The sequence below is a fragment of the Paracoccus wurundjeri genome, assembly GCF_030678915.1.
Taxonomy (GTDB): Bacteria; Pseudomonadota; Alphaproteobacteria; order Rhodobacterales; family Rhodobacteraceae; genus Paracoccus; species Paracoccus onubensis_A.
Genome location: NZ_JAUUTZ010000006.1, coordinates 20,488 through 33,893, shown reverse-complemented (window position 1 = coordinate 33,893; position 13,406 = coordinate 20,488). Strand labels below are relative to the sequence as shown.

Sequence of the window (13,406 nt, the reverse complement as noted above, 5' to 3'; positions counted from 1 at the left end):
CCCCAGAGGTATTTGGACAAAGAAGAAGCGGAGGAGGAAAGGAAGCGGGCAGGCGCAACATGCTTCAGGACGAAAATCGCATCTATTCCAGCATGTCGCGAAGCTTGTTGAGCGGCCCTCGAAAAGTCTGTACGGCTGCACCGATCAGGTGACGCAGGGGGATTTTGGCCGGGCGGCGGATCGTCCAGAGTTCTGCTGCTTCCGCCGGATCGATCAGGGCAGATGCCAGCACCCGGCCCATGACAGCAGATGTCGGCACGCCGCGACCAGTATAGCCGGATAGTCCCCATAGCCGCGGACCGAGTTCATAGAGTTGCGGGCGCTGTTCCGACGATACCGTCAGCCGGCCCTGCCAGTGGTAATCCCATTCCAGCCCGGCCAAGGCAGGATAAAGCCCGGTCAATCGCCGGGTCATGAATTCTTTCGTATAGGCGCTGTTTCGGCCGCGCCGCAATTCGACCAGCCCGCCGGTGATCAATCGGCCCTGCTGATCGATGCGGAAGAACATCGGATCGCGATGGGTGTCGCCGAAATTCATGCCCGAGGGCATGACTTTTGCCCGTTGCTCCGCGTTCAGCGGGCGGCTGGCAAGCCCGTAGCTATACATGATTACCGAGCTTTGCCGGAACCGTTCCGGTACCGCGCCGGTCGGATATGCATCGGTGGCAAATCCCGCGCACGCCGCGCTGATGCTGCCTTTTGGGGTTCTCAGAAGCCAGCGGTCCCCATCGCGTTGCAGAGAGATTATCGGGTTGTTGGTGTGGATAATCGCGCCTGCCTCGATTGCCGCGCGGGCAAGGCCGCGCGCATAGGCAAGAGGGTTCAGGTGACCGCCATCCCGATGCACCCATCCGCCCAGAAAGCGATCATTACCGGTCAGTTCGGCAACTGCCCCGCGCGAGAGATAATCGCCGCTTTTACCCAGAGCCGCGTATTTTGCATGTGCTTTGCGCGATCGATTCAGCCCGCTGGTGCTATGGGCCGCCGCCAGCGTCCCCGATTGAACCGCTTCGCATTCGATACGATCCCGTGCGATATCGTCGAATACCAGCCGTCCGGCGTCTCGCAGGAGGTCGCATCCTTTTTGCGGCAATATTTTCGGGTCCAGATATCCGAATACCGGGATGCATTGCCCGTGGTTTCGTCCTGACCCGCCCGTCCCGACCTCACTCGCTTCGATCAGCACGACATTTGCCCCGCGCCTTGCAAGCTCGCGGGCTGCGATCAGGCCGGTGAAGCCAGCTCCGACGATGGCGATATCCGTCTGGATATCGCCCTGCAACGGTTGTGTTTCGGGGGCGGGTGGCGCGGTCAGTGCGTAGGGTGGGAATTGTGCGGGGGCTGACAGATCGGTCATATCGTGCATCTCGTTTCTGCTGCCAGACGCAAGGCATCGGCAAGCCGGCGAGCCCAGAGTTTTCGGTCGCTGTCAGTTTCCAGAAGATCGTTGCTGACCTCGAACCCGCAGGCAGGAATTCCCGAGCCGAATGTATGACGGTCGACGGTATAAGCGCCATCGATCCCGGAATAGGGCTGGTTGTCACCCAGGATCAGATTGTCCGACCGGCCAAGCGAGGCCAGCAGGTTTTGCGACAGGATACGGTCATCATGCCAGATCGTTCCTGCATCCCATTGCCGCCGGATGCCAAGAAAATTCCGCGTGCAGCTGTGCAGCGCGAAGAAGATCGGCGCTTGATGTTTTTGGAGCTGGCGCGCCCATATCCGGCCGACCGTTTCGTGGTAAGGCCAGAATACGCTCTCATGCCGAAGCTGCCGTTCGGAGGTGCTGATACCCGTATTTCCGTCAAGCGGCAGTCCCTCGACGCTACTCAGGATGGAACGCGGATCGTCCAGCCAGCGGTTCAGGTCGATGACAAGACGGCTGACAGTCGAGAGGATCACCGGCATGTCGAGGCGTTCGGCAAGCGCCTCGGCCAACGCCGCCACACCCAAATCGGTGAAGTGATGGGTATTCCGCCACTGCCGCGCGAAATCCCGAGCAACGAGAGAGGCGGGCAAATCCGTTCCAGCGTGATCGACCACGATAAGTCCAGGTTCCCTGCCTTCTGGGTTAAGTATGATAGGCTCGATCTTGGTCATTCGGGGCTTATTCGTCCATGCCGGTTCGGTTTTCTGCAAGTCTCGTCAGTTCGGCGAGGCGGATGCGCAATTCCTCGATCCGCTCCAGCCGTTGCCTTGCGGCAAGGCGATCGGCCTCGACCACCGCGGCTATGATCGTCTCGATCTGCGCGGTTGCGACGATCCGCGATCCGAAAGGAGAGATAAGACCTTCTTTCGCTGACATGACGGCATGCGCAATTCCCGCGACAGGAGAACGATCATCATCCGTAAACAGGCAGATGCGTGTGCCCGTTTCCCTTGCAAGCCGGGCAAAGGCAAACAGATCGGGCTGATACCGGCGATAGTCGAACATTACCAGCACATCACGAGGCCCCATATCCAGAAGTGGCTCGTGATGAAAGCCGGGCTGCGGTTCGATCTGCAGCACATCCGCACGTAACTGCGCCAATTGCCGGGAGAAACGGCGGGACAGGTTCTGGCTGTAGCGCCCACCCAGGCACTGAATGCGATGACGTGGATTGGCAAGCAATGCAACGAAAGCGTCCACCTCTGCCGGAACCACAGCCTCTGCCGTCAGGCGAAGAGCCTCGGCCTGCCGGCGGAGTGACGTCTGATAGAGGTTGGCGCCCTCTGGCGTTTCCGACTGGGAGGCATCGATCTGCTGTAACGGAGAACCCGCCTGTTTTTGCACTTCCACCACCACTGCGGCCTGAAAATCGGCGAAGCGGGGAAAGCCGATCTTGGTCAGGAAGCGCAGCACCGTCGGATTGCTGACATCGGCTCGTTTCGCCAGCGCCTCTACAGTTGACAGCGCATGGAAGGGATAACCATCCAGCAGCGCGGCAGCCACCTTGCGCTCACCGCCGGATGACGCGCTGTTACGGATGAGGTGGACAAGATTCTGCGACATGAAGATTCCGTAACTGCAGGTTTCCCGATCGATCGTCAGTGCAAGTAATTTGTTCTTTTTGTTACATCATGTCAATTTTTAATATTGACGTAATAAAAATTACATTCATCATATCTGCGTTGCCGCACGATGTCGTGCCGTTCCTGTTCACTCACCAAGGGGCCAGACATGAAGAAGATCGCGTTACTTGCCGGAACCGCTGCTATTCTTTGCGGAACAATGGCTCATGCCGAACGTGGCTCGGATGGCCATCTCAACATCCTTTACTGGCAGGCGGCATCGAATCTGAACCCCTATCTTTCGGGGATCGCCAAGGAGGTCGAGGCGGCCTCGCTGGTTCTGGAGCCTCTGGCACGGTTCGACGAGAATGGCGAACTCGTTCCCTGGCTGGCCGCCGAGATCCCGACACTCGAGAATGGTGGGCTTTCCGAAGATCTGAAACGAATTACGTGGACCCTGCGCGAAGGGTTGCTATGGTCGGATGGATCCCCGGTGACGTCGAAAGACGTGGTCTTTACCTGGCGCTACTGCTCGGATCCCGATAGTGGATGTGCCGCAGCGGCAATGTTCGAAGGCATCGAGACGGTCGAGGCCGTAGACGATCTGACCGTACGCGTCGATTTCAGCGAGCCGAAACCCTATCCCTATACGGCCTTCGTCAGTTCCGAGGCTCCAATCCTGCAAGAGGCACAATTCCGCGATTGCGTTGGCAGCCGGATCGCGCAATGCAGTGACCAGAATATGCATCCCGTCGGGACCGGTCCTTATGTCGTTGATGAATTTCTGACGAATGATGTGGCGACCTTCAGCGTCAATCCGCATTTCCGTTTTGAAGACAAACCCTATTTCGAAACCGTGACGATCAAGGGGGGCGGTGATGCGGCGGGTGCCGCGCGGGCGGTTCTGCAAACCGGAGAGATGGATTACGGCTGGAATCTGCTGCTGTCCCCGGATGTGCTGGAAAGCATGGGAACCGGAGGGCCGGGCGAAGTCGTAACGGTTTTCGGCTCTTCCGTCGAATATCTGTTCCTGAACCAGACCAATCCGGATCCGGCGCTGGGGGCCGAACGTTCCACGGCTCAGGCAGGTGCCCACCCGATTTTGGCTGATCCTCGTGTTGGGCAGGCTTTATCGCTGGTCATTGATCGCGCTGCCATCGCCGAGGTGCTTTTCGGCGAAACCGGGAAACCCACCTGCAATATCGTTCCCGCGCCGGAGATATATGCCTCGACCACGAATGACGCCTGCCTGACCCCTGATCCGGACAAGGCCAGGGCGTTGCTGGAAGAAGCGGGATGGGTTGACGATGATGGCGATGGCATCCGAGAAAAGGATGGGATCAAGCTGTCCTTGTTGTTCCAAAGCTCAGTCAGTGCTGTCAGGCAGGACATGCAGGCACTGCTCAAGCAATGGTGGTCTGAGATCGGGGTGGAGACCGAGTTGAAATCGGTTGACGCCTCGGTTTTCTTCGGCGGCGATGCCGGCTCACCCGATACACGTCAGAAATTTTATGCCGATGTGCAGATGTATACGGATAATTCGAAGGGTCAGGATCCGGAAACCTATCTTGCACATTGGGTCTGCGACGAGGCGCCGCGCCCGGAAACGCAATGGCAGGGCGATAATATTCAACGCTTCTGCTCTGAAGAATATGACGCATTGGCAAAGAAATATCATGCGACGGCAGCGCCCGAAGATCGCGCGGAAGTCGCCCGCGAGATGAACGATATGCTGGTGCAATCCTATACGATCATTCCGATTGTCCATCGCGGTATCGTGTCCGGAAAAGCCCGTGATCTCGAAGGGGTCCGGCTGAATAGCTGGGACAGTATGATCTGGAACATCATGGACTGGAAGCGCAAGAAAGCCGAATAAGGCGCCCGGCCCAGACAACTGTATTTTTTATCATCCGGACTCGTCTTTGCCGCAATCAGCCATGGGGCAAAGGCTGGTTGGTGAAGTTCAGGCGGACCGGTTCGTCATGATGTGGGGCGATTGCGTCTGCGCCGGAATATCTGAAATCGCACGGAACGAAGCAGATACGGTTGCCGGGCGATGTCGGGTTCCGATTATGCCATTTCTCACCGATCGCTGGTATTCAGGCTTTGCCGGATAAAGCTGTGTTTCAGCAATCCGGTGACTCTTGCCAGTCAGCAAACTGTGAAAGAAAAATCGAAACGGTGTTGCCATTATCCGGATGTGGAGTTTAACTCGTCTGGCGCTGAACAACCATATCATAACAGGGAGAGCGCCTATTGCTGGACAATACCTCGAGTGACGCATTCGTCGCATTCGAACACGTGCAGAAAAGCTATGACGGACAGACACTTGTCGTCAAAGATTTGAATCTTTCTATCGCCAAGGGCGAGTTCGTGACGATGCTCGGCCCGTCTGGTTCGGGCAAGACCACCTGTCTGATGATGCTGGCAGGATTCGAGACCGCGACTCACGGTGAAATCCGTCTTGGCGGCCGTCCTATCAACCAGGTTCCACCGCATAAGCGGGGCATCGGCATGGTGTTTCAGAATTACGCCCTGTTTCCCCATATGACGGTGGGTGAAAACCTGTCCTTTCCTCTGGAGGTCCGGGGTCTTGGCAAGGCGGAGCGCGAAACCCGCGTCAAGCGAAGCCTCGAGATGGTCCAGATGGGGGCTTTCGCAAATCGCCGCCCCGCGCAATTATCGGGCGGACAGCAGCAGCGGATTGCGTTGGCGCGGGCGCTGGTCTTTGATCCGCATCTGGTGCTGATGGACGAGCCGCTTGGTGCGTTGGACAAGCAGCTTCGCGAGCATATGCAATTCGAAATCAAGCACTTGCACGAAGAACTTGGAATCACAGTGGTTTATGTCACCCATGATCAGACCGAGGCGCTGACCATGTCCGATCGGATCGCGGTCTTCAATGACGGCCGCATCCAGCAGCTTGCCACACCCAATCAGCTCTATGAGCGGCCAGAGAACAGTTTTGTGGCCAGTTTCATCGGAGAAAACAATGCCTTGCCTGGCGTGATCGAGACACTTGAAGGCGACAAGGCGGTGGTCAAGCTGGCCAATGGCGAGCTGATTGACGCCACGGCAGTCAATATCCGCGAACGCGGGCAGAAAACTACGGTATCCATCCGTCCCGAACGGGTCGAGTTCAAGCCCGAGATGATGCCTCCCGGTGCGCATAGTATCGAAGCCGATGTGTTGGAGGTCATCTATATGGGCGACATCCTGCGGACACGGCTGCGCGTGGCGGGAAGCGACGATTTCATCATGAAATGCCGCAATACCATCGCTCAGACCCGGCTGGAGCCAGGCCAGACGATCCGCATCGGTTGGCATCCGCAGGATGCCCGCGCGCTGGACCCGATCTGAGGGGCGATCCGGAGGCAGTGCCCGTCATGGGCTGCGAGAGACTCAAAATACTAAAAATTCATGTAGTTGGAGCTGATATCATGAAACGAACCCTTGCTCTTACAACCACGCTCGGTCTGGTCGCAATGCCGGCCTTCGCCGATGTGAATCTGCTGTCCTGGGGCGGTGCCTATGGCAACAGCCATGTCGAGGCCTATGCCAAACCCTTCGAAGCCGAAAGTGGCATCAAGGTCAACATCGCAGATGCCGACAACCCCGCCACGCCGATCAAGGCGATGGTCGAGGCGGGCAACGTCACCTCTGATATCGCATCGGTCGAATATGCCGACGCGGTACGGCTTTGCGATGAAGGGCTGCTGGAGCTGATCGATCCATCGGTGCTGGCTCCGGCTGACGATGGTACGGAGGTGGCCGATGATTTTATCGAAGGCGCGATCACCGATTGTTTCGTCGGCACGGATGTCTATTCGATGATTATTGCCTATGACGATTCGAAATTCTCTGATGCCAAGCCCGCGACCCCTGCTGACTTCTTCGATCTGGAGAAATTTCCCGGCAAACGCACCATGCGAAAAGGCGCGAAGTTCAACCTGGAACTCGCGTTGATGGCCGATGGCGTTCCGGCAGCAGAAGTCTATGATTTATTGGAAACGCCAGAGGGCGTGGATCAGGCCTTTGCCAAGCTGGACGAAATCAAGAGCAGCGTGATCTGGTGGGAGGCCGGCGCGCAGCCGCCGCAGCTTCTGGCCGATGGCGAGGTGACCATGGCCTTCGCCTTCAACGGGCGGATCTTCGACGCGGCGCAAGGTGAAGACAAGCCCTTCAACATCATCTGGGACGGCCAGATCTATGAAATGGAGGGCTGGGTGATCCCGAAAGGCGCACCGAACAAGGAGGAGGCGCTGGAATTCGTCACCTTCTCGACCGCGCCCGCGCAACAGGCCCGCGCCGCTGAGTTCATCAGCTATGGTCCGCCGCGCAGATCGGCTGCCGCGCTGGTCGGCAATATCGAGGGCACCGAGGAACCGATGAGCCCGCATCTGCCCACCACCGAGGAAAATATGAGCAATGCGCTTGGCTCGAACCTGGATTTCTGGGTCGATCACGATGCCGAATTGAACGAGCGCTTCAACAGCTGGCTGGCGGGTTGAACCCGCATCCTGCCACGGCCGGGGGCATTGCCCCCGACTTCCCAAGGTCTTGAGACGAAGAAGAAGGGGCGGAGGGAATTCGCCCGTCAATGCCCGCAAAGGGCCAAATCGAATAAAAACAAACAAATCCAACGGGAGAAACAGATGAGAACCGCTTTGATCCTATCCACTATGCTGGTCGGGTTCGGCCTTGCCGCCACGGCACAAGAGGTCAATGTCGTGTCCTGGGGCGGCGCCTATGAGAGGTCACAGGTCGAAGCCTATAATAAACCCTTCACCGAAAAGACCGGTATTAAGGTTAATATGATTGCCGCCGATAATCCGGCCACACCGCTGAAGGCACAGGTCGAGGCGAATAACGTCACCGGCGACGTCTTCGATATCGAGGTCAGCGACGCTATCCGGCTTTGCGACGAGGGTGCGCTGGTCGAGATCGATCCCGCCGATCTGCCGCCGGCGCCCGACGGGACCCCGGCGATCGAGGATTTCATTGATAGCGCATTGCAGGACTGTGCTGTGGCCAATATCTTCTGGGGCACGGTCATCGCTTATGACACCACGAAATTTGAGGGCGAGGCGCCTTCCATGGCTGCTGATTTCTTCGATCTGGAGAAATTCCCCGGCAAGCGTGGCCTGCCTAAAACGCCTAAGCGGACCTTGTACCTGGCACTGATCGCCGATGGCGTACCGGCGGATGAAATCTATGACCGATTGGGTTCGGAAGAAGGTGTGAACCAGGCGTTCGACAAGCTGGACACGATCAAGGACAGCGTTGTCTGGTGGGAGGCCGGGGCGCAGCCCGTGCAGCTTCTGGCCGATGGCGAGGTAACCATGGCGACCGGCTATAACGGCAGGTTCTTCGATGCGATGGTTGGCGAGGGCAAACCGTTCGAGATCATCTGGGATGGACAATACATGGATCTGGACATGTTCGCGATTCCGAAGGGCTCGCCCAATCCCGAGGCAGCGATGGAATATCTGAAATTTGCCACCAGCACCGAGCAACTGGCCGAGCAGGCGAAATATATCGCCTATGGGCCGGCGCGGAAATCCTCGGCCGGGCTAGTCGGGCTTTACCAGGATGGCGAGACCGAGATGGGGCCGCATATGCCGACCAATCCGGAATATCTGGAGACGGCGGTGATGGATGACCCGGAATTCTGGGCTGATCACGATGCCGAACTGACCGAACGTTTCAACAGCTGGCTGGCCGGTTCGTGATGTGAGATTGCCGCCGCCCCGGCCCAAGATCGGAGCGGCGGCCGGAATTCCGGGGATATCATGGTGAACTCTTCCGATCCGCAGGTCGCAACCACTCCTGTCGCTGCAGCTGAAGGGCGGTTGACCACTGCCGATGGCAAGCCGCTGGCATGGTCTTTGGCCCGGTCGCAGGCGCGGGCGAAGCGGCGGGCCTTTCTGCTGGTGCTGCCGCTGCTTGCCTTCATTCTGATTACCTTCGTGGTGCCGATCGGACAGATGTTGCAGCGGTCTTTCTACAATGCCGGCTTCCCGGCCAATATGCCCGAGATCTCGCAATGGTTCGCCGATCACCCACGCGGAGCCGATCCCGATGACGCCGCATGGACGGCGCTTGCAAATGACCTGCAGGCATCGGCGGAGGCGCGGACAATTGGCGTCGTCGGCACGCGGATCAATTACGATGTGCCGGGCACTCGTTCGCTGTTCACCTCGACCGGGCGGAAGGTGCGCCGGGGAATCGAACCGCCTTACCGCGAGGCGTTGCTGGAGATGGACGAGGATTGGGGCGATCCCCGGATCTGGAGCGCAATGCGCGAGGCATCAAAGCCGGTGACCGGGAATTTCTATCTGGCAGCGGTTGACCGCACACGCGCCGATGATGGCAGCATAGAGCAGGTCGAGCCCCGGCAGCGGATCTACGTCATGCTGTTCATGCGGACCTTCTGGCTGTCGTTGCTGATCACGGGCCTGACCTTCTTGCTGGGCTTTCCGGTGGCGCATCTGCTGGCAACCTTGCCGATGCGGAAATCCAATCTGCTGATGATCCTTGTGCTGCTGCCCTTCTGGACCTCGCTGTTGGTCCGGACGACCTCGTGGATGGTGCTGCTGCAACAACAGGGGGTGGTCAATGATATCCTCGTCTGGCTGGGGGTGATCGGCGGCAGTCAGCGGTTGCAGATGATCTATAACCAGACCGGCACGATCATCGCCATGACCCATATTCTGCTGCCGTTCATGATCCTTCCGCTTTACTCGGTGATGCGCACGATCAACCCCTCCTATGTCCGCGCCGCCCGCAGCCTGGGTGCGACAAGCTGGACGGCTTTCCGCCGGATCTATTTCCCGCAGACCCTGCCGGGGCTGGGGGCGGGGGCGCTGCTCGTGTTTATCCTTGCGGTCGGTTACTATATCACGCCCGCATTGGTTGGTGGCTCCTCGGGGCAACTGATCTCGAACATGATCGCGATGCATATGACCGATACGCTGAACTGGTCGATGGCGGCCGCGTTGGCGGCGCTGCTGCTGGCCTCGGTGCTGATCCTCTACTGGCTGTATGACAGGCTGGTGGGTGTCGACAATCTCAAGCTGGGATAACGAGATGGCTCTTCCGACATATGCAAGCCCGCTGGAACGCGTCTGGCATTATACCTATCTGGTGATCTGCGGGCTGATCTTCTTTTTCCTGATCGCACCGATCATCGTGATCATCCCGCTATCCTTCAATGCGGAGCCCTACTTTACCTTTACCGAGAAGATGCGCTCTTTTGATCCGGACGGTTACAGCCTGCGTTGGTATAATAACCTGCTGACATTCGGTATGACTTCGGCTGACGGTCCGAGGGACGGGAGGTGGTGGGCGGATGCCTGGGCCAATGCGAAATGGGTGCAGGCGGCGAAGAACTCGATCATTATCGGCTTCTTCTCGACCCTGCTGGCGACCGTTCTGGGCACTCTGGCTGCGCTGGGATTGTCGCGCCCCGAGATGCCGTTCCGCCGTCCGATCATGGCAATCCTGATCTCGCCCATGATCGTGCCGCTGATCATCACCGCGACGGGGATGTTCTTCTTCTACTCGAACCCCTGCGAGCTTCTGGGGTTGTTCGGGTTGCCAAGCAATTGCGGACGACTGGCGGGTACCTATCTTGGCGTGATCCTTGCGCATGCGACATTGGGAATTCCCTTCGTCATCATTACCGTGACGGCAACGCTGGTAGGATTCGATCAATCGCTGAACCGGGCGGCGGCATCGCTTGGCGCCAATCCGAGGACGACTTTCTTCCGCATCACCATGCCGCTGATCCTGCCCGGAGTGATCTCGGGCGCGCTGTTTGCCTTTGTCACCAGCTTCGACGAGGTGGTGGCAGTGTTGTTCATCGCGGGGCCCGAGCAGCAGACCATTCCCCGGCAGATGTGGAATGGCATTCGCGAACAGATCAGCCCGGCGATCCTGGCGGTCGCGACGCTGCTGGTGCTGTTCTCGATTGCGCTTCTCACGACTGTCGAACTGCTGCGGCGCAGATCCGAGCGGATCAGAGGACTGACACCGCAATAAATCGCGCTTATTGGACGCGCATATAACCACCGAGGGCATGCTGTTAGATTCGCGCGCGGATTTCACCGCTCTACGCGCGGAATAGCTGCCGGGGGATTGTGATGCTTCTTCGCCGAGTCCTGAGCTTGAGAGGGGTAGAGAGTGGGTAAGATCGCCCAACAGGAACAAGGTTAAGTAAAATCGGCGGCAATTGGCGGAGAGAGAGGGATTCGAACCCTCGGAACCCGTGAAGGCTCAACGGTTTTCGAGACCGCCCCGTTCGACCACTCCGGCACCTCTCCGCGCTTGGGTGGTGAGGCGGGGATTTAGAAGGCCAGGGGTTGAAGCGCAAGGGGGTTCGTGGAAAAAACTGCAGAAACCGGAAAGTTCTGCCAGATGTTGCGAATGATTTTCCTTGCCGTGGGGATCGCCGCCGGCCTGCCCGCGATGGTTCATGCCAACCGGACGGCACCCGCCGCCGAGGCGCAGACGCTTCAGGCGCGGCTTTGGCAGGTGCTTCATCTGGGCGATTTGATGCCCGTCATCCGCAATGAGGCGCTGGCAGAAGCGGTGAAAATGCAGGATTCGCTGTTTCAGCGGGGCGGAGATAACCGCTGGGAGCAGATCGTTGCGCATATTCATGAGACCGGGCGGCTTGAACAGCTCTTGCGCGACGGCCTGCAAGAAGCCGTCGCAGATGAGCAGGCGGCACTGATCGAAGAGGCGCTGGCATTTTATGAAACCGCGCTTGGTCAACGGCTGATCGGTCTTGAGGTTTCGGCGCGCGAGGTGATTCTGGATATGGAAGCCGAGGCCGACGCAAAGGCAAACTATGCCCATGCAGCTGCCATGGATCTTCCCCGGATCGCGCAGATCGGCCAGCTGATCGACGAGGCCGATCTGATCGGGCCGAATGTTGCGGGCGGAATGAATGCGGCCCTGGCATTCTCGCGGGGCTTCAATGAGGGGGGAGGTTACCCGATGCCGATGTCCGAGACGCAGATGCTGTCCGATGCATGGGCGCATGAACCCTTGTTGCGGGCCCGGACCCTTGGCTGGATGGAGGCCTATCTGTTTCTTGCCTATTCCCCGCTGAGCGATGCCGAACTTGATCGCTATATCGAATTCGCAAGTTCTTCCGCCGGGCGGGCTTTGGCCGATACGCTGTTCGGTGGTTTCGACAAGCTGTTCGAATGGACATCCTATGAGATGGGGTTGGCGGCTGCCGGGCAGATACAGGGACGCAGATTATGAACAGGGACGTTTTGCTGGTCGGTCCGCTGGCGCATGCCGCGATATGCGATGTGCTTGGCGTATCCGGTGAGAAAGTGATGATTTCAGGCCGGCTTCTGGGCGGTAAGCATGCGGGTATCAAGACCGGTGACTGGCCACGCTTCACTGATGCGGAACTGCCGCTGGAGGCGCGGCGGGTGGTTATGACACCGGAACTCGCGCGTTATGCCGCGGTCATGGGTTTGCACGAATTTGCGCATAAGCGTGGCGTGTTGCTTGGGGTTCTGCCGCGGCACGATGTTCAACAGGAAGAATGGTCCGAGGCGGGCTGGCAGCCCATGCTGGCTGCGGAAATTGCACGGCTCATTCTGGATGAACCGGAAAATATGCAACCCGCACAGATCGCAGGTCGCCTTCCGATGATCGGGGTTTGGGCGGAAAGCCGGTTGCGTGCGGCTGCGGCCCTGGCTTCGGGCGGTGATGTGGTTGCAGCGCATGACCCTTCGGATATCCGGTTGCATGAGCGGCAACAGCCCTTCGCGGGTTTTTTCGCGGTCGAGGAATGGCGACTGTCTCACCGAAAGTTCGACGGCAGCTTCACGCCTCAGATCCGGCGAGAGGGCTTTGTCATGGGCGATGCGGTGGTCGTTTTGCCCTGGGATCCCGTCAGGGATCGGGTACTGGTGATCGAACAGTTCCGGCTGGGCCCGGCAATGCGGCACGATCCGCAGCCCTGGATGCTGGAGGCGATCGCAGGCCGGATCGATGCGGGCGAAACCGTCGAAGAGGCCGCAAGGCGGGAGGCCGAGGAAGAAGCGGGCCTGCGGCTGCAGCATCTGTTTCCTGCCGTGCATTGCTATCCCAGCCCGGGCGCCATCACCGAGTTTCTTTATCAGTTCATCGGCATTGCCGATCTTCCCGACGGCGTCGCGGGCGTTCATGGTCTTACTGATGAAGCGGAAGATATCCGCGGTCATCTGCTATCGCGCGGTGAATTGGCTCGTATGCTGCATGACGGAGAAATCACGAATGGGCCGCTATCGATGCTGATCCTGTGGCTGGAGGGGCAGGCATCACGGATACTTTCGGATCTGGATGCGGGGCAGGGCTGAGATAAAGAGAGTTGCACAGGTAAATCCACCGGCGTTGTCGCGGCTCTG

Annotated in this window: 11 protein-coding genes and 1 tRNA gene; 8 read left to right on the top strand and 4 right to left on the bottom strand. The window is 58.8% G+C overall.

Translation table 11 applies throughout. From position 1 onward, the window contains the following. Positions 1 to 82: 82 nt before the first annotated feature. From Q0601_RS07695 to Q0601_RS07685, 3 genes are read right to left on the bottom strand one after another with little or no spacing between them, the layout of a single operon-like run. On the bottom strand, positions 83 to 1,357 hold the full coding sequence (locus Q0601_RS07695) for an NAD(P)/FAD-dependent oxidoreductase (protein WP_305288803.1): 1,275 nt from the start codon (positions 1,355 to 1,357) through the stop codon (positions 83 to 85). Then, the gene (locus tag Q0601_RS07690) at positions 1,354 to 2,100 is read right to left on the bottom strand and encodes an N-formylglutamate amidohydrolase (protein ID WP_305288802.1); all 747 of its coding nucleotides are present in this window, start codon (positions 2,098 to 2,100) and stop codon (positions 1,354 to 1,356) included. Before Q0601_RS07690 ends, Q0601_RS07695 begins: the two co-directional genes overlap by 4 nt. Positions 2,101 to 2,107: 7 nt before the next feature. Next, complete coding sequence (locus Q0601_RS07685; RefSeq protein ID WP_305288801.1) at positions 2,108 to 2,992, bottom strand: MurR/RpiR family transcriptional regulator; 885 nt, start codon at positions 2,990 to 2,992, stop codon at positions 2,108 to 2,110. 168 nt (positions 2,993 to 3,160) lie between these two features. Here Q0601_RS07685 and Q0601_RS07680 point away from each other — a divergent pair, with 168 nt between their 5' ends. The 6 genes from Q0601_RS07680 (at position 3,161) to Q0601_RS07655 (ending at position 11,034) form a co-directional block, all read left to right on the top strand. Further along, complete coding sequence (locus Q0601_RS07680) at positions 3,161 to 4,867, top strand: peptide ABC transporter substrate-binding protein (protein WP_305288800.1); 1,707 nt, start codon at positions 3,161 to 3,163, stop codon at positions 4,865 to 4,867. A 380-nt stretch (positions 4,868 to 5,247) separates the two neighbouring features. Continuing rightward, entirely contained in the window at positions 5,248 to 6,351 is a 1,104-nt protein-coding gene (locus tag Q0601_RS07675; RefSeq protein WP_305288799.1) for an ABC transporter ATP-binding protein, read from the top strand. Between the two features lie 80 nt (positions 6,352 to 6,431). Beyond that, positions 6,432 to 7,502, top strand: a complete 1,071-nt coding sequence (locus Q0601_RS07670) for an ABC transporter substrate-binding protein (protein ID WP_305288798.1) — start codon at positions 6,432 to 6,434, stop codon at positions 7,500 to 7,502. Positions 7,503 to 7,646: 144 nt separating this feature from the next. After that, positions 7,647 to 8,723 (top strand): ABC transporter substrate-binding protein, encoded by a 1,077-nt coding sequence (locus Q0601_RS07665; protein WP_305288797.1) that lies wholly within the window; start codon positions 7,647 to 7,649, stop codon positions 8,721 to 8,723. A 60-nt stretch (positions 8,724 to 8,783) separates the two neighbouring features. Further along, positions 8,784 to 10,076, top strand: a complete 1,293-nt coding sequence (locus Q0601_RS07660; RefSeq protein WP_305288796.1) for an ABC transporter permease — start codon at positions 8,784 to 8,786, stop codon at positions 10,074 to 10,076. Between the two features lie 4 nt (positions 10,077 to 10,080). Further along, positions 10,081 to 11,034: an ABC transporter permease gene (locus Q0601_RS07655; RefSeq protein WP_305288795.1), complete on the top strand. Its 954-nt coding sequence runs from the start codon at positions 10,081 to 10,083 to the stop codon at positions 11,032 to 11,034. 191 nt (positions 11,035 to 11,225) lie between these two features. Here the strand turns inward: Q0601_RS07655 and Q0601_RS07650 are convergent. Then, positions 11,226 to 11,315, bottom strand: a tRNA-Ser gene (locus Q0601_RS07650). Between the two features lie 94 nt (positions 11,316 to 11,409). Here Q0601_RS07650 and Q0601_RS07645 point away from each other — a divergent pair. Together Q0601_RS07645 and Q0601_RS07640 are read left to right on the top strand one after the other, a co-directional pair. Beyond that, complete coding sequence (locus tag Q0601_RS07645; RefSeq protein ID WP_305288794.1) at positions 11,410 to 12,267, top strand: DUF2059 domain-containing protein; 858 nt, start codon at positions 11,410 to 11,412, stop codon at positions 12,265 to 12,267. Then, complete coding sequence (locus tag Q0601_RS07640; protein ID WP_305288793.1) at positions 12,264 to 13,358, top strand: NUDIX domain-containing protein; 1,095 nt, start codon at positions 12,264 to 12,266, stop codon at positions 13,356 to 13,358. Before Q0601_RS07645 ends, Q0601_RS07640 begins: the two co-directional genes overlap by 4 nt. The last annotated feature ends 48 nt before the right edge of the window (positions 13,359 to 13,406 follow it).

What these genes read in the sequence shown, in the direction of transcription:
- Q0601_RS07670 (WP_305288798.1), top strand. Translation starts at nt 6,432, where the DNA reads ATGAAACGAACCCTTGCTCTTACAACCACGCTCGGTCTGGTCGCAATG.
- Q0601_RS07640 (WP_305288793.1), top strand. Translation starts at nt 12,264, where the DNA reads ATGAACAGGGACGTTTTGCTGGTCGGTCCGCTGGCGCATGCCGCGATA.
- Q0601_RS07665 (WP_305288797.1), top strand. Translation starts at nt 7,647, where the DNA reads ATGAGAACCGCTTTGATCCTATCCACTATGCTGGTCGGGTTCGGCCTT.
- Q0601_RS07660 (WP_305288796.1), top strand. Translation starts at nt 8,784, where the DNA reads ATGGTGAACTCTTCCGATCCGCAGGTCGCAACCACTCCTGTCGCTGCA.
- Q0601_RS07680 (WP_305288800.1), top strand. Translation starts at nt 3,161, where the DNA reads ATGAAGAAGATCGCGTTACTTGCCGGAACCGCTGCTATTCTTTGCGGA.
- Q0601_RS07645 (WP_305288794.1), top strand. Translation starts at nt 11,410, where the DNA reads ATGTTGCGAATGATTTTCCTTGCCGTGGGGATCGCCGCCGGCCTGCCC.
- Q0601_RS07685 (WP_305288801.1), bottom strand. Translation starts at nt 2,992, where the DNA reads ATGTCGCAGAATCTTGTCCACCTCATCCGTAACAGCGCGTCATCCGGC.
- Q0601_RS07690 (WP_305288802.1), bottom strand. Translation starts at nt 2,100, where the DNA reads ATGACCAAGATCGAGCCTATCATACTTAACCCAGAAGGCAGGGAACCT.
- Q0601_RS07695 (WP_305288803.1), bottom strand. Translation starts at nt 1,357, where the DNA reads ATGACCGATCTGTCAGCCCCCGCACAATTCCCACCCTACGCACTGACC.
- Q0601_RS07655 (WP_305288795.1), top strand. Translation starts at nt 10,081, where the DNA reads ATGGCTCTTCCGACATATGCAAGCCCGCTGGAACGCGTCTGGCATTAT.